This window comes from Paraburkholderia sp. PREW-6R (assembly GCF_039621805.1).
Lineage (GTDB): Bacteria > Pseudomonadota > Gammaproteobacteria > Burkholderiales > Burkholderiaceae > Paraburkholderia.
The window spans coordinates 1032548-1055544 of the sequence record NZ_CP155075.1 but is presented as its reverse complement, the minus strand read 5'-3'; the positions used below and the strand labels follow the sequence as shown (position 1 = coordinate 1055544).

Sequence of the window (22997 nt, the reverse complement as noted above, 5' to 3'; positions counted from 1 at the left end):
ACCAAAGTACGGAACCGCTGGCCGCACAAACCGCACGCCCAGTCACGGCTGCGGCGGGGTGCGCACGAAGAACGCGGGCTCTGATGCTGCCGTCTCTTGCGGTGGTGAACGTTGCCCGCAATCTGGCAGTCGCGTGGCGCCAGCTACCGCGAATTGAAGGTCACACGATGATTGTGCTGTATGACAGTACCTGATGGACTGTCTGCTGCGACTTCGCTCCGAAGTCTGACGCAAGCTTTGGATTGCCCATCGGATGGTCGCCGCCGGTGGCGGGGGGCTGCTTAGTGTCCTGTTTTGTACGCCCGATGCCTTCGTCTAGCCAGACTGATGACCCCGACCGCGCGCCGTGGCCTGCCGCGGCGGCGTGTCGTGATAGCGGCGCCAGACCCGTCGGAAATCGCGTGCGGAAGCAAATCCCGAAGCCTCCGCGACCTGTTCGACCATGAGGTCGGAATTCTCCAGCAGTTGCTGCGCGCGCGCCACTCGCAGGCTCTGCTGATAGGCCAGCACGGTGACGCCGGTGTGCTCGAGAAAGAGCCGGCTCAAATGTCTCGCGCTGACATGCGCGATGTCCGCAAGCTCGGCGATGGTCCATGTTCGCGCAGGGTCGTTCGAAATGGCGTCTTGCACGCGATGAACGGCGGGATGCATGTGGTTGCGATGCGCCAGCCACGGTGATAGCTGGACGTCCTGCCCGGCGCGCCGCTGATAGACGACCTGACGGCGTGCAATGTCGGCGGCCAGTCGAGGGCCGGCATAGTGTTCGATCAGATAGAGCGCCAAATCGATTCCTGCCGTGATGCCCGCACTGGTCAATACATCGCCGTCGTCGACGAACAGACAGTTGTCCTGCACGCGCGCCGTAGGCTCGGCGCTTCTGAGCAGGTCGACGAGGTCGTAGTGGGTCGTACAGCGGCGACCCGCGAGCCGCCCGGCACGTGCCAGCAGTACTGCGCCTGCACAGATGCTGGCGATTCGCGTGTCGACAGTCGGTACGGTTTCCAGCCAATGTGTGACCGCCTCGAATGGCCGACTGGCGCCGCGCGCGGGAATCTCCGTCGTACCCACTACGATGACCAGACTGTGGGGCGGCAGCCTCGCGGGAAGCGGTTCGAGTCCCGTCAACGACATGCCGATCGATGTGGTCACTGGAGACAGCGGCGCGCAATGATGCAACTCGAACGGTGCACCGGACTCCACGGCCATACGCATGACCTCGGCGGGTCCCGCGTAATCAAGCATCAGGACAGGTGGGGTGAGCACGAACCAGACAGAGGTTTTCACGGGACTGATCTGGCAGTTAATCTCGGATTTTCTTCTGCCAGCTACTCAGCACCTGATCGACGCTCGCAATACGCGCAAAACGTTCTGCCAGCACCAGCTCGCAGCCCATTTTTATTTCCTCCGGCGAATAGGTGCGACCGCTGCCTGCATGGGTCATGGGGAAGGTGAGCGTAGCTTCGGTGACGAAGTCTACCGCGTAGCCAATGTCCGATCCGACCCGGGTCGTCGTCTCGCAGCACTGCTCCGTGCGTATGCCTGAGATCACCAGATGATCGATGCCGCGGCGGCGCAACCAGAGGTCGAGGCCGGTGTCGCTGAACGCATTGTGGGTATGCTTTTCAAACACGACATCGGCGTTTTGCGGCAGCCAGTCCAAAGCCGTGACGAAGCCGGATTCTTTGGTAAATGGCGCGGCCCGGCCCACATGAAAGACGTGAACCACGGGCACGCCGTTCTCCCGCGCGCCATGATGCAGGCGCAGGACGGCTTCCCTGAAGGCGGGTAGATTCGCGTCCGACCAGACAGGCGTTTGGCGAAACGATTCCTGAATATCGATGACGATAAGAGCCGACTTGGCGGTTGCCGATGCGGACATTTTTGACGCTCCGTGGGTAAGGGAACCTCATCCTAAACGCTTCGCGTAATGTTATCGAGCGCGTTTAAGGACGGATAGAGGTCAAAATCGGCCATCAGGATAGGTCTGATGCGCGCGCGATCACTAGCGCGCCGCGCTCAGGCAATGTGAAGCGCGGGTTATGCCATCGACAGGTTTGACGGAACGCTCTCATCGACAAGTGGTACGCTGGTTTTCCTGGCCACGATGCCCACAGCGAAATCTATATGAACGGAACCTGGACGCCCGCAGACATTTCGAGCCTGAACGGCAAGCGGATTCTCATCACCGGAGCGAATAGCGGCATTGGCTATCACACCGCGCTGGTCCTTGCGCAAAAGGGAGCGCATGTGATCATGGCCTGCCGCGACCCGCGTCGCGCAGAGGCGGCACTTTCCCGCCTCAAAAGCGTAGCGCCCGGTGCAAGTGTCGAGCTGGCCGCGTTGGACCTCGCATCGCTCGACTCTGTTCGGGAGTTCGCGAGCCGCGAGCGCGCGGCGCAACGCGCGCTTCACGTACTTGTCAATAATGCCGGCGTGATGGCACCGCCAAAGAGGCTTGAAACCGCTGATGGCTTCGAGATTCAGTTCGGCACCAACGTGATCGGGCATTTTGCGCTGACCGGCTTGCTCATGCCGCTCCTCGAAGAAGCAGCCGCTTCGGAGCGTTCACGCGTAGTGACGGTCGCGTCCATTGCCCACAAACGCGGGCGGCTCGATTTCGACGATCTTCAGTCCACGCGACGCTATTCACCGATGCGGTCATATCAGCAATCGAAGCTCGCCAATTTAATGTTTGCTCTCGAACTCGACCGCCGTTTGCGCGCGCGTGGCTCGCGCGTCATGTCGGTTGCCGTCCATCCGGGTGTGGCCAATACCAACCTGTTCCGAGCTGGGGAGCGCTCGGCGCTGGATAGCGCAGCGCGCGCTGTTGCAAGCCGCCTTATCGGCGCATTGCTGAATAGCGATGAAGCCGGGGCATTGCCCACGTTGTATGCGGCAACATCACCGGATGTCGTGGATGGCGGGTACTACGGTCCGACCGGGTGGATGGAGATGCGCGGCGAACGCGTCGACAATGCGGCAATTGCGGCGCAGGCGCACGACACGAGAGCAGCGCAACGTCTGTGGGACGCTTGCGAGTCATTCACGGGGGTGCACTTTCCGTGACGGGTTCGATACGAATGTTCTCCGTCGTAAATAGACCGGGTTCGATCGAACCGCGATGCTTAAGCGTTGCCGAGAAATTGCGTGTTCAATTGCGCGCCTGACGCGGCATCGGCGAACCCGTCGAAACGTCCGTTAGCAAGCGATTGCGCTGCGCGCATGAACCCGCCCCACGCAGCCCGCGCGAGTGCTCCGCCGACGCTCACGCGCCGCACGCCGAGCGCGGCCAGATCCTGCAGCGTCAGTGCGGACTGCGAGCCAATCAACACATTCACCGGCCGGGGCGCCACGGCGGCAACGACGGCTTTGATCTGTTCGGGTGTCTGAATACCAGGGGCATACAGGCAGTCTGCGCCGGCGGCCGCATATGCCTCGAGCCGTGCCAGCGTATCGTTCATGTCCGGCACGCCAGCAAAAAAATTTTCCGCGCGGCCAATCAGCAGGGTGTCACCGCCGCTTTCGTCGATTGCCCGCCTTGCCGCTTTCAGTCGCTCCACGGCCATGTCTAACGGGAACAGCGGGCTTGCGGTATTTCCGGTGGAGTCTTCGATGGAAAGGCCCGCGACTCCCGTGTCAATTGCGAGCTTCACGCTTTCGGCGACCTCGGCGGGATCGGCTCCGAAACCGCTTTCAAAGTCGGCGTTCACCGGCAGATCGGTTGCCGCAACCATGGCGCGCAGATGCGCGAGAATGACCTCGCGCGTCACATGATTGTCTGCGCGACCGGTTGACCATGCGAAGCCGGAACTGGTGGTCGCAATGGCCTCGAAACCGAGGCTTGCGAGGTAGCGGGCGCTGCCTGTGTCCCACGGGTTCGGCAGCACGAAGCAGCCAGATGCATGCAGCGCGCGGAAGGCGGCGCGTTTTTCTGCGGTGGTGCGTGACATGATGAGCTCCTGATAGGAGAGGCGAGCCATCACGGAGCGATTTTTGTGACGGCTCGATCCTGATGTTACAGCGCGCGCAGAGAAATGCGGCGCAAACGGGGCCGGGAGTGTGGGAGATAGCGACCGCCGCGGCGATCGGCTTAGGCGCACGCGGCGCGATTACGCTGCTTTCGGACGCTTTCATTCCTGAACGCGGTAGCGATAGCCGGTGGCGGCGCGCATAACGGGGTGACGTTACTTTTCCGGATTGATCTCGGGGAGATATGCCGCTTTCCTAGAAATCTAAAAGGCGCGCGGGTTTTCGCGCAAGAAAAAATGCTGCAGGTTCGTCTGACGGAAACGAGCGGGCTCGGCGAGCGGTTCAGTGGTCGCGACCACGTGCAGGGCCCGTGCAGATGGCGGGTTCCGTTTCAATCAAGCACCAACACACATTGCCCGGTGTGACGCGCTATTAAAATTGCTATCTGTACACATCGGCGGCTGTAGCGGCAGAGCCTCACAAAACAACAGACCGGGTCAGGAATTCGGAGCGCTGTTATTCGGCCGACTCAACGCGGGCCCGGCAGATTGAACGGTTGTCCTGGCACGTTCGCCCAGCTGGCCAGCACGCGTGCGCCGTCCGGGCCCGCCGTTGTCGTATGCAGCGCATAGGCAGGCAGCTGGAACGTTTCGCCCTTGTGCACGACACGTGTTGGTTGACCGTCTACCTGTACAGTGACGTCGCCATCAAGCACGAAGCAGAGCTCCGGTCCCGACGCCGCGTGTCGGGACTTCGCGGCATGCGGCGGGAACACTGCGATGCCCAGCCCCATTTCGCGATCCGTGCCATTGATGGGCACGCGTTGCAGCACGGAGGTTTCCTTCGCAGACGGTGGAGGTTGCTGCGCGAAGGCAGGCATCGCTACCAACGCTGCGAGCGCGATGACGAGACGTTGGCGGATCATGGCTGCGTCCCGCTGAGTGACGTGAGAATCCGGTACACCGCATCTATCCGCGCATCGATCGGATAAGACTTGTTAGCGAGAATGACTACGCCGATATGGCGCGACGGCACGAACGCAGCGTAAGTCGCGAAGCCATTGGTCGAGCCGGTCTTGTCGATCAGCGCATCCTGCTGTGGCGCCAGCGGTGGCGTCAGCTCGGTAGCTTGCGTGCCTTTGTATAGGACGTCTGAACTGTTGCCAGCCTGCAGCGTCTTCAGATCCACCGGATACGGGTACTGTTCCCAGACCAGGTCCTGGATGAAGGGTCCGGCCGCAAAGTACCCGGTTTGGGCGCACGCGACTGCACGCTTCACTTCACCGTCGACGTGTGCGACCTGCATGTTGACGTCGAGAAAGCGCACGATGTCCGCCGCGTCCGACCGAATGCCATACGCCTCGTCAGCGAGCGCGCCAGGATGCAGACGGATCGGCTTGTCGTCCTTCGTGTAGCCCTGTGCGTATTGATTCATCGCATCGGACGGCACCTGCAGATACGTGTGGGTCATTCCGAGTTGGGGCAGCAGCGTATTCTGCACCGCGTCGTCAAAATTGACATTCATGCTGTGCGCCGCGATAACGCCCAGCAATCCGATGCCCACATTCGAATAACGCCGGAAGGTGCCCGCCGGATGGCCGGGTTTCCAGCCGCGAAGGAAGCTCATCAACTGTGCGTCGTTTTCCACGCTCTCAGGAATGAAGAGCGGCAAGTCGGACGTATGCGTGCCCAGTTCTAGCAGGCTTACATGATCCAGGCTACTGCCGCGGAGCGAGGGCAACGCACTGCTCGCCATGTCCGTGAGCGACAGCGCGCCGCGTTGCGCCGCGTAGCACGCAAAGGTCGCGGTTATCGTCTTGCTGAATGAGCCGACCTCGAAAAGCGTGCGTTGCGTGATCGGCATACGGCTGTCTTTCGACATCACGCCGTAGTTGTAAAAGTAGTGCTTGCCGCCAACCGTCACGCCCACCGCAATGCCGGGCACGCCGTAATGCTGGCGGATTGGTTGAACTGCTTCGTCGACGGTGCGTCGCAAGTCGGGCTCGTGTACTACGCCGGCGGCGTCACAGTGGTGAATGACCAGGAGTGTTGCGGCAAATAGCGCTGCTTTGAATGTGTTTTTCACGTTGCTAGGGCGGCAGGGGAGGTTGAGAAAGTTCGCTGTGCAGGCAACAGGAGTTAACCTGTGGCGCCTGTGAAGACAGAACGTTTCTGTTGCGGCGATTGTCGAGCCGCGCCATAACCGCCACAAGCAATGTTAACTTTACGCGCCCATAAGGCAATCTTTTGCCTTCGTACGACGAGATCGTTGTGCGGGCCGCATCGCGTTGCATATTTGAAGCGATCCGATGCTTCCCGGCCTGCAGCGGGGCAGACAGCTTCATCTAGCAAAGTAGATGCGGGTACTTGGATTCAATCCTTACTCACTTAATGACGGCGTGACAGGCGTGTAAGGATGGTCGGAACGATTGTCACGAGACGAAAGTAAACGTCACGGCAGATTTTTGAACGCATGATAACAACGCGGTGCGGTAACCTCCGCGCTCCGGTTGCACGGCCATTGCAGACTGACGCCGAGATTTGGATCAGCAGTCGTTGATGAACTTATCGGAGCTGGCCGTCGGGCCACGGGGAAGGGAGTATCAGCCTATTCGGGCGACGGCTAGAACGACTGTGCGGCGTATATCGGCTGGCTGGACGCCAATACATTCTGGCCTTTCCGCGGATCTGGACCAGCCGGACTACAGCTGCATGTGGTGTCGGCTAACGCCTGGCCTTGTGGATCCTGACCAGGCGTCAGCGGCTGATCTAATCATTGTGTCGCGTTTCCGGAAGCGGCTGGCAAGTAGCGCCTCATTCAACGTCAGGTATCCTGACAATTCCGCTCACGGTGGTTCCGGTAGTCGGACAGCGGCAAGCCGCCCTGACCGAAATCGTCGATCTCATGCTCCTGAAAGATGACGGTTGTATCCTCATGCGGCTTGCCCATGACATTAAAAAGCAGGTCGGCGATGCCTTTGTACACGGCGGCTTTTTGCTCGCGGGTGGTACGCTCCGCACCCGCACGGGTGCCTTCGCGTGTGACCAGAATATTGACAATCGGCATACAGCTCTCCCTAACAAGTAAAGCGCTTGTAGCGCGCCGTTTGCAGATTAACGCCCGGCGATGAGACCGCCATCGACGTGAAGAATCTCGCCGGTCGAGAACGTGGCGTCTTCGAGGTAGAGCACTGCCCGAACGATATCCTCTACCTCACCCAGCTTGTTCATGGGATGGAAGGCAGCCAGTTTTTCAACGCTCTCTGGATCGTGCATCGGCGTTCGGATGACGCCGGGAGCCACAGCGTTCACGCGGATGCCACGCGTCGCATATTCCATCGCCAGGCTCTTGGTCGCCGAGTTCATGCCGCCTTTGGTCAGCATCGCGATGAAGGCAGGAGAGCGTGAACTGGCGAACTCCGCCGTGGAGGCCGTGATCTGGACGACATGGCCACTGCCCTGGTCCAGCATCACCGGAATCACCTGCTGGGTGGTGAAGAAGAAGCCGTCGAGATTGGTCTTCAGTTTCAGCCGGTAATCTTCCTCGGTATATTCAGTGAACGGTTTGCCGATGTAGATGCCGGCATTGTTCACCAGCGTATCGATGCGGCCGAACCTGTCGAGGGCCGCGGCGACCAGACGCTCGCCCGTGCTCGGATCGCCGATGTCGCCGGCGATGGTCACCATGTCCGGATCAGTTGAAGGCTTGATCGAGCGTGACGTGGCGATCACGCCGTAGCCTCGGGCGCGAAAACCGTTGACGATGCCCTCGCCCATGCCTTGCGAGGCGCCGGTAACAATAGCCACTTTCTTGATAGCTGACATTCTGGGCTCCTTTACCCTTGGTTGATGGACTCAATCTAAGGCATTGTCAGACCCGCGAAAAGTCACTATCCTCGATCAATGACTGATCAAAAACGCACAGCTCTCGACTGGGAAGACGTCCGCATCTTCGTAGCACTCGCACGGCACGGTAGCCTGTCGGCGGCCGCCCGGATGCTGTCGGTCAATCACGCGACGATTGCCCGGCGACTTCGTTCTCTCGAGGAAAGTCTTGGAGAAAAGCTCGTCGAGCGACGGCCTGAAGGCTATGTGCTGACGCCTGCCGGAACGCGTGCGCTAGAAGCGGCAAGTGACATGGAACAGGCAGCCCAGGTCCTTAAACGCGGCGTGGCAGATGGCGCGCCCGCAGGACTGGTCCGGATAAACTCGTCGCCCGGTTTGTCGGCTGGCTTTCTTGCATCGCGCCTCGTGAACCTGACGATCCGCTATCCGAAGTTGGACATCGACCTCGCTCCTGCACTTCGATCGGTCAGCCTTGAACGGCATGAAGCTGATATCGCGATCCGGTTCGACAAACCCACGGACGGCGACATCATCGCGCGTCTGCTGACCACGGTCGGTTACGGGTTCTATGGAACGGAGGAGGCCTGTCGCTCTGTCGAGGCAAACGGCGAACTGGTGTGTATCGGGTTTAACGAGGCGGACGCGTACCTGTCCGCAGCAAAATGGATGTCCGAACACTTTCCCCTCGCTCGGGTCGCGTTTCGCGCAAAAGACCAGTTTCTCCAATCGATCGCTGCGCGTTCAGGTGTCGGCCTTGCGCTGATTCCCCACTACATTGGACGCAGCGACCCATTGTTGCGGAGCTGTGATCTCGGAGCCTGCTTGCCCAGCAGAGAGGTGTATCTGGTGACGCGCCGCCGCGACAGAAAGGAAGCGACGATCCGACTCGTCGCCGAAGAGATCATTGCAATGTTTGAGCAGGCTCGCGAGCTGTTCCTCTGATTCTTCCTGGAGCTAATAAACAGCCGTGTGATGACGCAAAGACACGGCTATTGCTTTGACATTGCGGGAGAGGCGTATTCGTCACATGCTGCCCGTACAGCAATCGTGATCGACGAGCGAACCTGATATGACTACAGGGTCAGCCAGGTCCGTCGCTCGCGGCGGCCAGAAGCGGCACGATCACATCGCTGATTGGTGTAGGGATGCCGTGAACGCGGCCACGTCGCTGCACGACCCCGTTCCGGCTGTCCCATTCGAGCGGGTGGCCGGCCTGCCGGTCAGCGAGAATGGAAGTACCCAGGTCCGGCGGGGAACGATGAAATCCATCGATGATCTCCTGCGGCACTTCGTCACCCAGAGTCGCGCCTTCCGCACGCGCGACTTCGAGACATTCCTTTAGGTAACCTAAAGACAGTCTCGTGATATCGACGCGGGAAAACATGCCCGCACGGCGACCCGCCAGAACCATCAAACCCGCGACAGCGTTCTGCAGCAGCTTTCGCCATGCGACAGAGGTGAAATCCGCCGCCACGTCGACCGCGCACCGCGTGCCGTGCAAAGCCGCGAGCACGACGCTGGTCGCCGGGGTGTCCGGCAGCGTGAGGCGTGGTTTGCCGCGTAGCCATACCGAGGTGTCCAGTTCGCGTTGAGCGGGAAACCACACTACCGAGGGCAGCACTGGGCCGCCAGACAGGTACGGCGCAAAAAGGGCTTTCTGCTCGACACCGTTTTGCAGCGCGCAGACAACCGTGTTTTCGTTACACAATGCAGCGAGCCAAGGCGCCGTCGCTTCCACTTGCGTCGACTTGACCGCGACGAAGACCAGTTCGAATGTACCTCTGATCTCGGCCGGTTCAGTGCGCACGGGCCCCGGCACGGTGATATGGCCACCGTCGAAGCGCAACTCGAGGCGCTCGTGCGCCGAGCGCCCGCAAATCGTCGGCGTGTGCCCGATCTCATGGAGCGCCGCTGCGATGGTCGTGCCGATGGCCCCTGGGCCAACGAGTGCAACCGTTGGCGTTTCAGACGTCGTCATCAATATCACCTTGCCTTGTCCTGATTGTCATTCGCTCTCCTGACGGCCATTGGTGGCGCTGTTCCGGAGCGCACGGATGACATTTCGTTGCGTATCGTGCGGAGAAACGCAGCAGCACTATGCCGAGCGACAGTTGAAGAAACGTCATGACGGCGTTGCAGACCTCAGAACCGTCCTCGGTGACTCGCACCGTACGAGGCTTGCTCCGATCCGAAGGTCGCGCTGGCACGTCCCAGATCTACGGGGCCATTCTATGCCTGGGAGCGAAGTGCTTCAATTGAACTAATATCGCATCAGTCGGGAAAAAAAGTCACGCCGAACAATGGCAACGACTGTTCGACAATATCCTTGCCGACGAAGACGGTTCTCTTGAGCGCCTGAAGTCAGCCGCGGAACGGCTCATGCAGACGTCCTAACGTACGATCGTACTCAAGCTGGGGAAGGGTTCAAATGACCATGCTTTTTCCTTCTCGCACGAACAGCGGTTGTCCAAGCCATTCGTCAAGGACGGCGATATGACGGCTCACAGCACCGTGGGTCAGATTCAACTCACGTACCGTTGCGGAATAACTGCCCGCGCGCGCGGCGACCTTGAACACACGCAGCGCGTTGAGTGGAGGAAGTTCGATCGCATGTGCCAGTTTTTCTGGCGGGTACGGCGCAACATTGTCGATTGTGTGAGCGGATTGATCATCATGCGCTAACGTTATTCCGATCAATTTCACCAGAGAGGTCTTGAATGAGTCGTAAGATCGAAGTCAATAACCGGACCTACTCGATACCTTCTCAACCGACGATCGTGGTGTGTGTCGACGGCTGCGAGCAGGACTACGTCAATCAGGCGATCCTCGCTGGCAAGGCGCCATTTCTTGCCAGCTTGCGATCGTCTGGAACGGTGCTCGCGGGCGATTGCGTCGTACCGTCATTTACCAACCCGAACAACCTGTCCATCGTCACCGGCGCACCGCCCTCGGTGCATGGCATATGTGGCAATTTCTTTTTCGACGAAGAGACCCAAACTGAAGTCCTGATGAACGACCCCAGGTATCTGCGCGCGCCCACCATTCTTGCCGAGATGGCGCGCGCGGGCGCCAGTGTCGCGGTGGTGACGGCGAAGGACAAGCTGCGAAGTCTGCTAGGCCACCGTCTGGAAGGGATCTGCTTTTCAGCGGAGAAAGCCGACCAGGTCACGCGGCAGCAGCATGGCATCGACGACATTCTTGCGAGAGTCGGCATGCCGGTGCCTTCGGTGTATAGCGCGGAACTCTCCGAATTCGTCTTTGCCGCCGGTCTGTCCATTCTGCGTGAGGAGCGGCCGGACCTGATGTACCTCTCTACCACTGACTACGTGCAGCACAAGCATGCGCCAGGTACACCCGAGGCGAACGCCTTTTACGCAATGATGGACCACTACCTGCAGCGATTGCACGACGAAGGCGCGGTGCTGGGCGTGACGGCCGATCACGGCATGAACGCTAAAACCGATGCGATCGGGCGTCCGAACATAGTTTTTCTGCAGGACAGGCTCGACGAGCAGTATGGTGCGCAGGCAACGCGCGTCATTCTGCCTATCACCGATCCGTACGTGGTCCATCACGGCGCACTGGGCTCCTACGCGACCGTCTATCTGCGAGACGGCAATGTAAGCGGACGCGAAATCATGGCGTTCATTGCCGCAATCGACGGAGTGGAGGCGGTACTGACCCGGGCGGAGGCAAGCGAGCGGTTCGAGCTACCGTCGGACCGGATCGGCGACATTGTCGTGCTGGGCGAACGGCTCACGGTGCTTGGCAGCGCCGCCGACAAGCACGATCTGTCTGGACTCACCGTACCGCTGCGGTCTCACGGCGGCTTGTCGGAACAGAAGGTGCCCCTCATCTTTAATCGCAAGCTGCGCGACATTGCCGGTACACGGCGTTTGCGAAATTTCGATGTATTCGATCTTGCATTGAATCACCTCGCCTGAAGACAAGGAATGGCCGGTGCGGCAAAGACCGCAACGGCCATTAGAGCGACAAACTGGCAGCGACACAATGATGATCGTCGGCGCGGCCCTGTGGTGAACGGCGAACTGGCCGTTGAGTTCCGCCACGCGTTTCTGTTTTTCTGTTGGCGTGGGGACTCAACGGCTATTTCCAGTCGATGGGATTCGCGCCAGGTAGCCGGTTGCTGTCCAACTGGGGGGACCAAAAAAACACCGGTCGTCATTTGGCGCGATGCAGCTCGGTGGCTCGGGATTTGAAAAGCCCGCCGGGAGGGGCGGGCTCGTATGTCGCGGAACTGAGCAATGATTGCTTCAGGCGGCGAGCCTGGGCTCCGGTTTCGCGCGCTGGCCTCGCTTTTCGAGCACGGCCGGCGCGGTTTCCCTCATAGTCAGGGCACAGCAGGCCGATACCACTCCGAGCGCCGAGAACATCAGTGCGGGCCCGATCCAGCCAAAGGCGCCGAACATGCCCGTCGCGATGATCGGCAGCAACCCCGCGATCACCGACGCCCCGTTGTAGCCCAGCGAAATGCCCGAGGAGCGCACGTTTGCAGGGAACTGCTCGGAGAACCAGCTAGCCTCCACTGCAAAAATCGGATCGTGGCTGAACAGCAGAGACAGCGCGACCGCAACGATCACCATGATGATTGCGCCGGTGTTGATCAGCATGAACATCGGCACACCAAAGGCGATGGTAAAGAGCGCGCCGAACATGAAAACCGGACGGCGGCCGATCCTGTCGCTAAGAGCGCCGTACATCAGATGGCTCACAAGTCCGACCGCCGAGCCAATCAACGTACCCCACAGGATATGGCGGGTTGTCGACACATGCGCGAGCGCCACGTATGACAACATGAAGCTGGTTGTGATGTAGTAGCCACCGGTCTCCGCCATGCGCAGGCCGACGATCTTCAGGATGCTGCGCCAGTCGCTTTTGACGACTTCGAGCGCAGGCTGCTTCATCACCTTGTTCTCTGCCTTTACCGCTTCGAATTCAGGCGATTCCGATACGCTCATCCGGATGAAGATGCCGATGGCAACCATCAGGAACGACATCAGGAACGGCGTGCGCCAGATCCAGTCCCCCTCCAGCAACGCGCCCGACAGCAAAAACGCGCCGTTCGCGAGCAGGAGGCCGAGCGGAATGCCGATCTGTGGGATCGCGCCAAAAAAGCCGCGGCGTTTTGCAGGCGCATGTTCGCACGCCATCAGAACCGCGCCTCCCCATTCCGCACCAAAGCCGATGCCCTGAATCATGCGCAGAAGAATCAGCAGGATGGGCGCGACGACGCCAGCCTGCGAGTAAGTCGGCAAAAACCCGATTAGCACGGTTGCGCCGCCCATCGCGACCAGCGACCAGAACAGCACCGCCTTGCGGCCGATGCGGTCCCCATAGTGGCCTGCGAGATAGCCGCCAAGCGGGCGCATGAGGAAACCGATGGCCAGCGTGGCGAAGGCCGCCATGATGCCGACGATTGGCTCCGCGGTGTGAAAGAAGATCTTGCCGAACCACGCGGCAGCGGCCGTTCCATAAATGAAAAAGTCATAGCTCTCGACTGCTGAGCCGATCATCGACGCGACGGCGACCTTAACCGCGCGGCCTCGTTTGCTCGTATTCATGGTGAGTTGTCTCCATTACTTTAACCGGTCGCCTTCTCTCAGGAAGACGGCCCATCGTTTGCGCTTCGTCGAGCGCTCGTCACGTTGAAAGCTGGACGGCGCGGCGCCTAGCGCCAGGTTTCAATCACGCGGCTGTCGTCGCGCAGGCCGAGTCCTTCTTCTGCCGCCCTGGTATAACGGGCCTTCGCAATGGAAAGCAGCGGCACGTCCGCACCGCACGATTTCGCCGCTTGAGCGACAAGATCGCTATCCTTCACGAAAATGTTGATCGAACTCGTGACCGTTACGTCGGTCCCCTGAAGCATGCGGGGGCCGCGGTCGGACAGCATCCAGGAGCCTGCCGCGCCTTTCTCGACCAGTTCGAGTACCGCGGCAGGATCGAGACCGAGCGAGCGTGCGAGGCTAAGCGCTTCTGCGGCGGCCACGATATGCACCGAGCACAGATGCTGGTTCACGACCTTGATGGCCTGACCGTCGCCGAGCCTCTGACCGGTGACGCGCACGCTGCCCATTGCGTCGAGCACCGGGCGCACCGCGTCGATGTCCGCCTGCCGGCCTGATGCGAAGATCACGAGTTCGCCGGTTTTCGCGCGTGCGGTGCCGCCCGTCACGGGGGCATCGACGACCCGCGCGCCTGCCGCAACGAGACGTTCGCCCTGTTCGCGCACCGCATCCGGGCCGACCGTTGACATGACGATCCATGTCTGGCCTTCCAGTTTCGTGCCCACGCTGTCGACCAGCGAGGCGAGTTGCTGAGGTGTCGCGACCATCGCGACCACCACGTCGGAACGGGGCGCGGCGCCGAAGCTGTCCACAGTGGCAAGGCCGCTTTCCTGGCCACATTCCCGTGCGCGGCTCGAGAGATCGACGCCGGTCACGGTGTGGCCCGCGCGTTTGATCTGCAATGCCATCGGCAAGCCGATCGCGCCGATGCCGATAAATGTCACATTCATGATGTCCGCCCTCGGGGTTACTTCAGCCACGTCTTGATCGACTCGACGATTGAAGCCGTCGAGATGCCGTAGCGGTCGTGCAGCGTCGGTAGCGCGCCCGCGTCGAGGAACTGGTCGGGCAGGCCGATATGCCGGAATTCAGGCAGCACGCGGTGGCGCACGAGCGCGCTCGTCACCGCATCGCCGAGGCCCCCGATGACGCTGTGATTCTCCGCGACGATCACAAGGCGTCCCTGCTTCCTGCATTGCTCGATGATGGTCGCTTCGTCGAGCGGCTTGATTGTCGGCACGTGCAATACGCCAACGCTAGCCGACCCGTCATCGAGTGCTTGTGCGGCGTCAAGCGCGCGCATTGTCATGATGCCGGACGAGATAATGAGGGCGTCCTTCCCGTCTCGCAGCATCTTCGCTTTGCCGAGCTCGAACTGGTAGTCGTAGTCGTCCAGCACGGCGGGCACCTTGCCGCGCAGCAGACGCATATAGACAGGGCCGTCGTGCGCAGCAATCGCGGCCACGGCCTGCTCCGTGTCGAGTGCATCGCATGGATCGATCACGGTCATGCCGGGAATGGCGCGCATCAGCGCCAGATCTTCGGTCGCCTGATGGCTGGGGCCGTAGCCAGTCGTCAGACCCGGCAACGCGGCGCAGATCTTCACATTGAGGTTTTCCTCAGCGATGATCTGATGAATGAAGTCATAGGCCCGGCGGGTCGCGAACACGGCGTAGGTCGTGGCGAACGGAATGAAGCCTTCCTTGGCCATGCCGCCCGCCGCGCCCATCAGAAGCTGCTCGGCCATGCCCATCTGGAAGAACCGCTTCGGAAACGCGTTGCCGAAGATATGCAGGTCCGTGTACTTGGACAGATCCGCGGACAGGCCGACGATGTTGTGCCGCTTTTCCGCTTCCGCGACCAATGCGTGGCCGAAAGGAGCAGGGCGCGTCTTCTGGCCTTCCGATGCGATGGACGCAATCATCGCGGACGTGGTCAGGCGAGGTTTCTTTTCAGCGATGGCAGTCATGCCTTGTCTCCCTGCTGGGCTTGCTTGTGGTTCTCGTCGAGCACTGCGATGGCTTGCTGCCACTCCTCTGCATCGACTCGGATGAAGTGATTCTTCTCGCGTGTCTCGAGAAAGGGGACGCCCTTGCCCATCAGCGTGTCGAGCAGAATGACGCGCGGCTTCGCTTCCTTGAGTGCACGGGCGCGATCGAACGCTTCGACGAGCGCGGGCAGATCGTTGCCATTCACGCGCTCGACATGCCAGCCGAACGACAGCCACTTGTCGGCGAGCGGCTCGAAGGCGAGTACGTCATGAGACGGGCCGTCGGCCTGCTGGCGGTTGATGTCAACCATGGTGATGAGGTTGCCAAGACCGTGGTGCGCGGCGGAGAGCGCGGCTTCCCACGTCGCACCTTCGTCGAGTTCGCCGTCCGACATCGAGTTGTAGACGGTCGCCGGGCTGCCCTTCAGACGCAGGCCGAGCGCCATGCCAACCGCAATCGTGAGTCCCTGGCCGAGCGAGCCGCCCGAGATTTCCATGCCGGGCGTGTAAGTCGCCATGCCGGACATCGGCAGGCGGCTGTCGTCCGAGCCGTAGGTTTCGAGTTCATCTTCGGCGATGACGCCCGCTTCGATCAGCGCGGCGTATAGCGCGATCGCGTAGTGCCCGTGCGAGAGCAGGAAGCGGTCGCGGCCTTCCCATTCGGGCTCTGCGGGGCGGATATTCATCGCATGACACCAGGCTACCGCGAGCGCGTCGGCGAGTCCAAGCGCCTGCCCGATGTAGCCTTGGCCTTGCACTTCGCCCATGCGCAGCGCGAAGCGGCGGATGCGATAGGCGTGACCGGCAATTTTTGAGAGTTGCGCTGATGTTGGGCCGATTTGCGGCGCGGCCTCAATAGTCATTGTCATGGCTTTTCCTGCGGAAGATGGACTCGGGAGCCCCGACGATCCCGATGGCTGCAGTTGTCTCCAGTTCAGCAATCGGTCAGTGTGAAAACGGGGTGAACGTAATGTATGCTTGACCCAGTGCGCCCGACAAAAGAAAAGATTGCAAGACGCGATGAATGACATTCACCAATCAATGCCATGAACGTTTTCCGCAAGGTCCCGCTGTCGTATATCCGGGTTTACGAGGCTGCCGGTCGATCGCTTTCTTTCGCTGATGCGGCGCGCGAGCTCAACCTGTCGCCGAGCGCGGTTAGCCATTCCGTGCGTAAGCTCGAAGAGCTGCTTGGCCATCGGCTGTTCCAGCGCAGCACCCGGGAAGTGCGCCTGACGCGCGAAGGCGCGATGCTGATGGAGCACATCCAGCGCGGCATGGACGAGATGCAGCGCGGCTTTGCGCTGCTGACCAAGGAGGAACGCGCGCCGCTTCGACTGCACACGGCGCCCAGCTTCGCGACGCAATGGCTGCTGCCACGGCTTGCGGGGTTCGTGCGGGATCATCCGAACATCGACCTGCGATTTTCTGCGAGCACCGAGTACGCGCGTTTCGACGATGACTTCGATCTCGATATCGTCTATGGCGAACCGAAGCCTTCGCCGCACAAGAAGATCCCGCTCGGTGTGGAAGGACTGGCACCGCTATGTACGCCGGCGCTCGCGGAGTACATCCGCACGCCAGAGGATCTGTATGGCGTGCCGCTGATTCAGTGTGAGGTCCAGATGTACCAATGGGCGGGATGGTTCGAAGCAAACCACCTTCCGCCGCCGACGCACTACGGCCTGCGCTTCGACCGCAGCGCGATGGCGATCGCCGCTGCGGTCGACAGCCTGGGCGTCGTGCTTGAATCCACGCTTCTCTCCGAACGCGAACTGCAACGCGGCGAACTCGTGAGGCCGCTTGCCGGCTCTACGCGGGAAGTCGACTACGTAGGGCACTACCTTGTGCATCCTAGATGGCCGCAGAGGCACGAGGCGTTCGAGACGTTCAAGGCCTGGTTTCTGAAGGAACTTGGAATCGGCGACGAGACGGCTGAGACAGCCGAGGTGGCAAAGTCATAAGCGGCTATCCGCCTGCCTGGATTGACAGTCATCGTCCGGGAGTTTTGAAGGCACGGATAACGGGTGGGAACGCGGTCGTATCCGACTCGCTGTGCACATTTCCCGGTCACTGGCAGATATGGCACGTCAGGGAAAAACTTGGCATCGGCGGCATTCTGGGCAAAGGTTGTCCCTGCTGTAACCGACGGTCAGTATGTTGGCCATTCTATGACCCTCGGCGACTGCGATGCGACGCTCTACCGGTTCGACCAAAGGGTCGTTCGGCCCGGTCCAGTCACTTTGCGACCCTGGACACCGCCGCTTGAACTGTTCGCAACTTTATCTCCTGGAGCGAAGACAATGACAACCAGGATCGAACTCCTGAAGCCCACGATTGCGATGCTGGGAAGCTACGTTTCGGCCCTGGAGGCCGGCTGGTCGCCTGATAATGTTCGTAAGGAGATTGCTGCGCGCGAACAGCTGGATGCCATCAAATTGAACGCAACGGCATTCGTCGACGGGCTGGATGATCCGACCGCATCGGGTGGCCCGATCTCTCTGCCCGATGGCTCGACCGTCGCCCGTCTGCCAGGCATCGTCCGATGGATTTGGGACGGCGCTGTCAGCGGTGCGATCGGCTTTCGCTGGCGGCCTGGAACGGCCGAGTTGCCGCCCCATGTGCTCGGACATATCGGCTTCTCAGTTGTGCCGTGGAGGCGCGGCAACGGCTACGCCCGGCAGGCCCTCAGTCTGATGCTGGAAGAAGCGAGACTACGGGGCTTGCCCTATGTGGAGCTAACGGTCGATCCCGACAATATGGCCTCACAGCGGGTCATCGCAGCATGCGGTGGTCTCGTGATCGAACGGTTCAGGAAGACGGCCGCCTATGGAAATGCCCAAGCGCTTCGTTATCGCATCGATCTCCACGACTGAGAAAACGGAGCGCGACGCGCGGCGGACATGTGCCCACCGCGCGACTCGCTAACCTGTCAACTCATCGGCGACGAAGTACTCATGCGGCAGCCCTGGTTTTCAAGGCGTGTTGCGCAAAATCTCAAAAGCCGGATAGCACGATCTTGCCGCGCGCCTTGCCGCTCTCGATCAAGGTATGGGCGCGACGCAGATTGGCGGCGTTGATCGTGCCGAAATGCTCTGCCAGCGTCGTGCGCAGCACGCCCGCGTCGACCAGCTCGGCGACGCGCACCAGAATATTGTGCTGCTCGATCATGTCCGGGGTCTGGTACATCGAACGGGTGTACATCAATTCCCAGTGCAGCGAGATGCTCTTGGGCTTGAGAATCGGCACGTCGAGCGACTCGGGGTCATCGATCAGCCCGAGCTTGCCCTGCGGCGCCAGCATCTGGGTGATTTCGACGAGGTGCTTGTCGGTGTGGGTCAGGCTCGCCACGTAATCGACCTGGTCAATGCCAAGGTCGCGCAACTGCTTCGGCATCGGCGCCGTGTGATCGATCACATGGTGCGCACCAAGCTTGCTTACCCACTCCCGCGTTTCCGGCCGCGATGCGGTGGCGATCACGGTCAGGCCGGTCAACTGGCGCGCCAGCTGGACCAGTATCGAGCCGACGCCGCCAGCGCCACCAATGACCAGCAGCGTCCCGATCGGATTTTTGCCTTCGCGCACTTGCAAACGGTCGAACAGCAACTCCCACGCCGTGACCGAGGTCAGCGGCAGCGCGGCCGCTTCCTCGAAGCTAAGGCTCTTCGGCATCGGGCCGACGATGCGCTCGTCGATCAGGTGCAGCTCGCTGTTGGTGCCCGCCCGTAACAGCGAACCGGCGTACATGACGCGATCGCCGGGCTTGAACAGGGTGACTTTGTCGCCCACGGTGCGCACCACGCCGGACGCATCCCAGCCAAGTACCTTAGGTTCCGCTGGAGGCGGCAGCACGCCGCCACGGATCTTGGTATCGACCGGGTTCACCGAAACCGAATGCACTTCCACCAACAGGTCATACCCGGTCGGCTCAGCCTCGGGCAACGTGGTGTCGGTCAGGGCATCGGGCGAATCGAGCGGAACAGACTCGTTATAGACAACAGCTTTCATGGGTACTCCACAGAAATGACCGGTTTCAGCTACAGCGGGCGAACGTTGTTCTTCTTGGATAACCTTCAGCGTTCACCTGAGTCAGGACAACGCGAGGTGCTATCTGGCTGGACCACAGCATGAACGAAACGCCTTTGTGCGACATGCATCGCGAAAGCCGCACATGTGTCGCCCGCGCCTGCGAGTCGGCGGATGGCTTCTTTGAGCCGGACATTGCCAGGGTCTTTTTCGACCTCGCGATCGGGCGCCCGAAGGGGAGGAGCCGTCGAGCGCCCGTATCACCTGCCGGTACTATGCGGCTTTCTTCACGCTGCCGTGTGGATCGATGACGAACTTTTTGGGCGAGCCATCGCTGAACGTCTTGTACGCCTCGGGCGCCTGCTCCAGCTTGATGATCTCGGTGTTGAGCATGGCGCCAAGATATGGCATCCGATCCCACAGAATCGCCATCATCAGGTCGCGGTTGTAGTGCATGACGGGCGCCTGGCCGGCCGTCAGTTTCGGCGATTTGATCCAGGCTTTGCCGAAATCAATGGGAAGCTGGCCTTTTTTGGTCAGATCGGTGCTCGCCTTCGGGTCGGCGTCGGTGTAAATGCCGGGGACGCCCATCGCGCCACCGGCCCGTACTACTTCGAGAAGCGTGTTGATTACCGCCTCCGAGTGCTCGCTGTTCGCCTCCGGACCACAGCCGTGCGCCTCCAGTCCGACGCAATCCACGCCGCAATCCACCTCCCGCTTGCCCAGGATCGCTTCGATCTGGTCGGCCACCGGCGTGTCCTTGGTGAGATCGACCACCTCGCAGCCATTATTACTGAGCAGGTCCAACCGCGCCCGGTTGGTATCGGCCACGATGATGCAGGACGCGCCGATGAGGCGCGCGCCCGCCGCGGCGCACCGACCCACCGGCCCGGCTCCGGCGATATAGACCGTCGAGCCCACTCTGGCCCCGGCCTCCATCAGACCATGGAAGCCGGTCGGAAGGATGTCCGATAACAGTGTGAGATCCCGGATTTTCTCCATGGCCTGGTCCTTGTCCGGGAAAGACAACAGGTTCCAATCGGCGTAAGGCACCATCAGGTAGTCGGACTGGCCACCCTGCCAGCCGCCGAGATTGAAGCCGTAAGCGCCGCAATCGACCGTGTCATTAACGTTCATGCACACATCGGTGTGCCGCTCCTTGCAGTTGCGGCAGCGTCCACAAGAAACGTTGAACGGGACCGAACATATATCGCCCTTCCTGATGAACTCGACGTCCGGACCGACTTCGACCACTTCCCCGGTCATCTCATGCCCCATCACCATCCCCTTGGGCGCGGCGAAGCGGCCATGGTAGATGTGCTGATCGCTACCGCAGATATTCGTCGTCACGATCTTGAGGATCGCGCCGTGATTGGCTTTCTTGCCTGTCGGCGTGATCAGTTTCGGATAGTCGAAAGTCTGCAACTCCATCTTCATCGGACCCATGAACGTTACTGCGCGATTGCCGCTCGCAGCCATGACATTTCTCCTTGTTCAGTGTTTGAGGCCCGATCGATTTTCAGATCGCGGCCTGAGTAAGGTGTCGGCTCGAATGAAGGCCGCCGGTCATCGGGATGCCGACCATGCAGGAAGGCCAAGCGCTGACGCCGATCTCGTCGACGTGGCCCATTGACCCGATGACGGAGACACCAAGACTAGGGTCCAACCGGTTGCACTTCTTCCTCATTCCTGCAAAAACATGTCGGATTTCTGCGCTTGTGCTGCGCGGCTGAGTGCCTTCAGATGGCTGCCGGGCGAGACTTCATGTGGTGCTCTTCATGATCGGCGCATCGCAAGCGCCAAGACCGTGGCGATGGCAGGCTGGTTCGCTTACTTCATGCGAAAACAGGAATTGAGATCAGGAGTGTGGCGGTCGACCAGGTCACGGGAGCGAGGGTCGGGACTCGTCCGATACGCGTTGTTGAACCGGGCGAGGAGTGACGCTGCGATGACTGCGCGGCCCTCGCTTCCTTATGTATTTCTGATAGGTCCCGTTGGCAAATCGATCAGGCGGCGGCGTCCGTGACGGTTCGGTGACTGAGCTTAAGCGGGCGCCCCGGTGTCTCTGGTGCGAGAGCGATGGGCTAGTCCACACTAGCCGCCTTCGGATAGTCACTTTTAATGCAGCCGATGCTCGGTCGCCCGCGCGAGAGGTTACGGAGGCCAACTCGAAGCACTGTGTGTGGTGCTCGAATGCGTCATTCATGACTGATTCTGTGAGCTGGCCTGCGCTACGACAAACCGATGTCCATCCGGCGTCGCAACGGTAAATTCCCTCATTCCGTAAGGACGATCTGTCGGTGGCTCGCGGATGAGCGCACCGCGACGTGCCCATTCGTTAGTTTTCCCGAACGGTCTTATGCGGTTCATGAACGATTCCGCATGCTTGAGACAACTAGAAGAACATTCGAGCGTGGCAGGCCGAAACAGCGGCGCTCCCTTACACTGCCGTTGCGACCGTGCTGCGCTTCGTCGACTCGCTCAGTGCCCGGCTCGGTCGAAATGTCGTTCGCGGTGCGCGCCGTTGATATTCACGCAGGTTGAACGTCCGCAACTTCGGTTGCGGGCTTTGGCTCGAACCATCCGTTTGTCTTTTGAAGAAACCAGTACATCAGCGCGAACGGCAGCGCGCCTCTAATCAGCGCAAAAACAATGATGTCGAGTATCAGTATCGTGTGACTCATGTAAATCGCATTCGGAAGATTCACATGCGGATGCGCGGACACGAAAAACGTTGGTATCAGCAGTGCGACGCACGTGTTTAGCATTGTGTGCGCACCGAGAGCCAGTTCCAGACGTTGATCGCGCAGGCTCAACACTGAAAAACCGATAGAATGAAAGAACACCGCCGCCTTAACGGGCAAGTCGTATTGCGTGTGGTAGATCGCAAACGAAACGGCCACGACTGTCACGACAACAGCCGGAACGCGGATAAACTGCCCAAGGGTCTGCGTCAGCCATCCACGAAAAAATTGCTCCTCACCAAACGCGAACACACCTATTGCGACAGGCCCGGCAAAGAGACTGAGAATCGGACCGAACCCGAAAACGTGCGGATTCGAATTGAATCCCCCAAGCGGCGGTTGCCACGTGCCGAAACGTACCCAGAAATAAACCGAGCTCGCAATGACTGATACTACCAACGCGGGTAAGAAAAGCGCCATGCCGAGCAGGACACGCGGAACGCTGAATTTAAGCCCGGCAGAAACGATAGACACATACGGGCGGCGTAGAATGAAACGGCAGGCGAGCCAGAATCCAGCGATACCGCCGATTCCGGCGGCACCAGTGAACAAAGATTCAAGCAGATTGATGACGCTTAACTTTCTGTAAAACGCTGACTGAACGTCGGCAGGTGAGAACGCCAGGATACCAAATGCGCTGATGGTGTTGATAAAACTGATAAGCAACAGCGTCAACGCGATAGCCCATAAACTGGTTCGTCCTAGCTTGGCCAGATCGATAAAGGCCCGTGCGGAATCATTGATGGTTCTCATCTTTAGCGCTCTTCGGAAACAGCAGTGTCGTATTGGGCAGGCGTTCGCCCGCAGGCGTTATACATCCGTTCGTTACGTACACAAC

General features: G+C 60.4%; 20 protein-coding genes and 1 pseudogene. 5 read left to right on the top strand and 16 right to left on the bottom strand.

The genetic code is table 11. The annotated features are described in order from the left end of the window. Positions 1 to 315: 315 nt before the first annotated feature. Together AAGS40_RS29285 and AAGS40_RS29280 are read right to left on the bottom strand one after the other, a co-directional pair. Positions 316 to 1284, bottom strand: a complete 969-nt coding sequence (locus tag AAGS40_RS29285) for a helix-turn-helix domain-containing protein (RefSeq protein WP_345817048.1) — start codon at positions 1282 to 1284, stop codon at positions 316 to 318. A 16-nt stretch (positions 1285 to 1300) separates the two neighbouring features. Beyond that, the gene (locus tag AAGS40_RS29280; protein WP_345817047.1) at positions 1301 to 1879 is read right to left on the bottom strand and encodes an isochorismatase family protein; all 579 of its coding nucleotides are present in this window, start codon (positions 1877 to 1879) and stop codon (positions 1301 to 1303) included. A 245-nt stretch (positions 1880 to 2124) separates the two neighbouring features. Between AAGS40_RS29280 and AAGS40_RS29275 the strand changes: the two genes are divergently transcribed. Continuing rightward, a complete protein-coding gene (locus tag AAGS40_RS29275; protein WP_345817046.1) occupies positions 2125 to 3066 on the top strand; it encodes an oxidoreductase in 942 nt (313 codons plus the stop codon). A gap of 59 nt (positions 3067 to 3125) precedes the next feature. On the opposite strand, the gene AAGS40_RS29270 is transcribed toward AAGS40_RS29275, so the two are convergent. The 5 genes from AAGS40_RS29270 to AAGS40_RS29250 all read right to left on the bottom strand — a co-directional run bounded on the left by AAGS40_RS29270 (position 3126) and on the right by AAGS40_RS29250 (position 7793). After that, positions 3126 to 3950 (bottom strand): isocitrate lyase/phosphoenolpyruvate mutase family protein, encoded by an 825-nt coding sequence (locus tag AAGS40_RS29270; RefSeq protein ID WP_345817045.1) that lies wholly within the window; start codon positions 3948 to 3950, stop codon positions 3126 to 3128. 548 nt (positions 3951 to 4498) lie between these two features. Further along, positions 4499 to 4894 carry a cupin domain-containing protein gene (locus tag AAGS40_RS29265; protein WP_345817044.1) on the bottom strand — a complete coding sequence of 132 codons (396 nt, stop codon included), beginning with the start codon at positions 4892 to 4894 and terminating at the stop codon, positions 4499 to 4501. Then, positions 4891 to 5964 (bottom strand): class C beta-lactamase, encoded by a 1074-nt coding sequence (gene ampC / locus AAGS40_RS29260; RefSeq protein WP_345817043.1) that lies wholly within the window; start codon positions 5962 to 5964, stop codon positions 4891 to 4893. The genes AAGS40_RS29265 and ampC overlap by 4 nt, the downstream gene beginning before the upstream one ends. A gap of 828 nt (positions 5965 to 6792) precedes the next feature. Then, positions 6793 to 7035 (bottom strand): 4-oxalocrotonate tautomerase family protein, encoded by a 243-nt coding sequence (locus tag AAGS40_RS29255; protein ID WP_345817042.1) that lies wholly within the window; start codon positions 7033 to 7035, stop codon positions 6793 to 6795. 47 nt (positions 7036 to 7082) lie between these two features. After that, positions 7083 to 7793: an SDR family oxidoreductase gene (locus AAGS40_RS29250; RefSeq protein WP_345817041.1), complete on the bottom strand. Its 711-nt coding sequence runs from the start codon at positions 7791 to 7793 to the stop codon at positions 7083 to 7085. A 78-nt stretch (positions 7794 to 7871) separates the two neighbouring features. On the opposite strand from AAGS40_RS29250, the gene AAGS40_RS29245 reads away from it, so the two are divergent. After that, entirely contained in the window at positions 7872 to 8756 is an 885-nt protein-coding gene (locus AAGS40_RS29245) for a LysR family transcriptional regulator (RefSeq protein ID WP_345817040.1), read from the top strand. A 139-nt stretch (positions 8757 to 8895) separates the two neighbouring features. Here the strand turns inward: AAGS40_RS29245 and AAGS40_RS29240 are convergent, their stop codons facing one another. Continuing rightward, complete coding sequence (locus tag AAGS40_RS29240) at positions 8896 to 9792, bottom strand: oxidoreductase (RefSeq protein WP_345817039.1); 897 nt, start codon at positions 9790 to 9792, stop codon at positions 8896 to 8898. Between the two features lie 452 nt (positions 9793 to 10244). Next, a pseudogene (locus AAGS40_RS29235) lies at positions 10245 to 10421 on the bottom strand (LysR family transcriptional regulator); the annotation flags it as partial. 110 nt (positions 10422 to 10531) lie between these two features. Between AAGS40_RS29235 and phnA the strand changes: the two are divergent. After that, complete coding sequence (phnA, locus tag AAGS40_RS29230; RefSeq protein WP_345817038.1) at positions 10532 to 11758, top strand: phosphonoacetate hydrolase; 1227 nt, start codon at positions 10532 to 10534, stop codon at positions 11756 to 11758. 330 nt (positions 11759 to 12088) lie between these two features. Here phnA and AAGS40_RS29225 read toward each other — a convergent pair whose 3' ends face one another. The 4 genes from AAGS40_RS29225 to AAGS40_RS29210 form a co-directional block, all read right to left on the bottom strand. Then, on the bottom strand, positions 12089 to 13396 hold the full coding sequence (locus AAGS40_RS29225) for an MFS transporter (protein WP_345817037.1): 1308 nt from the start codon (positions 13394 to 13396) through the stop codon (positions 12089 to 12091). 107 nt (positions 13397 to 13503) lie between these two features. Further along, positions 13504 to 14349, bottom strand: a complete 846-nt coding sequence (locus AAGS40_RS29220; protein WP_345817036.1) for an NAD(P)-dependent oxidoreductase — start codon at positions 14347 to 14349, stop codon at positions 13504 to 13506. Positions 14350 to 14366: 17 nt separating this feature from the next. Further along, positions 14367 to 15368, bottom strand: coding sequence for a transketolase family protein (locus AAGS40_RS29215; protein ID WP_345817035.1), 1002 nt, complete (start codon positions 15366 to 15368; stop codon positions 14367 to 14369). Further along, on the bottom strand, positions 15365 to 16156 hold the full coding sequence (locus AAGS40_RS29210; protein WP_345817635.1) for a transketolase: 792 nt from the start codon (positions 16154 to 16156) through the stop codon (positions 15365 to 15367). Before AAGS40_RS29210 ends, AAGS40_RS29215 begins: the two co-directional genes overlap by 4 nt. A 279-nt stretch (positions 16157 to 16435) precedes the next feature. On the opposite strand from AAGS40_RS29210, the gene AAGS40_RS29205 reads away from it, so the two are divergent. Then, complete coding sequence (locus AAGS40_RS29205; RefSeq protein ID WP_345817034.1) at positions 16436 to 17353, top strand: LysR substrate-binding domain-containing protein; 918 nt, start codon at positions 16436 to 16438, stop codon at positions 17351 to 17353. A 339-nt stretch (positions 17354 to 17692) separates the two neighbouring features. Further along, positions 17693 to 18265, top strand: coding sequence for a GNAT family N-acetyltransferase (locus AAGS40_RS29200; protein ID WP_345817033.1), 573 nt, complete (start codon positions 17693 to 17695; stop codon positions 18263 to 18265). A gap of 121 nt (positions 18266 to 18386) precedes the next feature. Here the strand turns inward: AAGS40_RS29200 and AAGS40_RS29195 are convergent, their stop codons facing one another. The 3 genes from AAGS40_RS29195 to AAGS40_RS29185 all read right to left on the bottom strand — a co-directional run bounded on the left by AAGS40_RS29195 (position 18387) and on the right by AAGS40_RS29185 (position 22912). Further along, the gene (locus AAGS40_RS29195) at positions 18387 to 19397 is read right to left on the bottom strand and encodes a zinc-binding alcohol dehydrogenase family protein (RefSeq protein ID WP_345817032.1); all 1011 of its coding nucleotides are present in this window, start codon (positions 19395 to 19397) and stop codon (positions 18387 to 18389) included. 291 nt (positions 19398 to 19688) lie between these two features. Further along, positions 19689 to 20894 (bottom strand): alcohol dehydrogenase catalytic domain-containing protein, encoded by a 1206-nt coding sequence (locus AAGS40_RS29190; protein ID WP_345817031.1) that lies wholly within the window; start codon positions 20892 to 20894, stop codon positions 19689 to 19691. Between the two features lie 1052 nt (positions 20895 to 21946). Continuing rightward, a complete protein-coding gene (locus AAGS40_RS29185; protein WP_345817030.1) occupies positions 21947 to 22912 on the bottom strand; it encodes a CPBP family glutamic-type intramembrane protease in 966 nt (321 codons plus the stop codon). Positions 22913 to 22997: the final 85 nt, after the last annotated feature.